This window comes from Luteitalea sp., from assembly GCA_009377605.1.
Lineage (GTDB): Bacteria > Acidobacteriota > Vicinamibacteria > Vicinamibacterales > Vicinamibacteraceae > WHTT01.
This window is the reverse complement of sequence record WHTT01000252.1, coordinates 1-730: the sequence shown is the minus strand read 5'-3', so window position 1 is coordinate 730 and position 730 is coordinate 1. Positions and strand designations below refer to the sequence as shown.

Sequence of the window (730 nt, the reverse complement as noted above, 5' to 3'; positions counted from 1 at the left end):
AAAACGGGGGCTGTCCCACTGCTGTCCGGTTGACACTTACCGTCTCGGCCGCAACGGTCACATCGTCAACGGGTTACGGTCATCCATGAGCGCGCACGACTTCAATTTGCCTGTAACGTTCAGCCACTTCGTCCCCCAAGGAGCGGCTGATGTACGACGGGCAGATCGTGTTCGCGCAACTGATGGAACGCATTCCTCGACGGCCGTTCGACACGTGCGTGCGGCGGTATCACGGGCAGCGGCGGGTGCGCCGCTTTGCGTGCCGCGATCAATTCCTCTGCATGGCGTTCGCGCAGTTGACGGGGCGCGACTCGCTCCGCGACATCGAGATGTGTCTGCGGGCGATGGGATCGAAGTTGTACCACGCCGGGTTTCGCAGTCGCGTGTCGCGCAGCACCTTGGCCGACGCCAACGAACACCGCGACTGGCGGATCTGGGCGGACCTGGCGGCCGTGCTCATCGCGCACGCGCGCACGCAGTACGCCACCGACGCCCTGAGCGTCACGTTGGCCCAGACCGTGTACGCCTTCGACTCCACGACGATCGATCTGTGCCTGTCGCTGTTTCCGTGGGCGTGGTTCATGCGACACAAGGGCGCGGTCAAGCTGCACACGCTGATCGACCTGCGCGGCAATATCCCGTGTTTTCTCCGGATTACACACGGCAAGGTGCCCGATGTGAGCGGGCTGGACCACCTCCCGCTCGAACCGGGCGCGTACTATGTGATGGA

The 730-nt window shown here is 63.8% G+C and carries 1 protein-coding gene; it reads left to right on the top strand.

Features of this window, described 5'->3' with window-relative positions; genetic code table 11:
• Positions 1 to 149: 149 nt before the first annotated feature.
• The coding region (locus GEV06_28795; GenBank protein ID MPZ21842.1) for a DUF4372 domain-containing protein at positions 150 to 730 on the top strand (581 nt) is incomplete at its 3' end.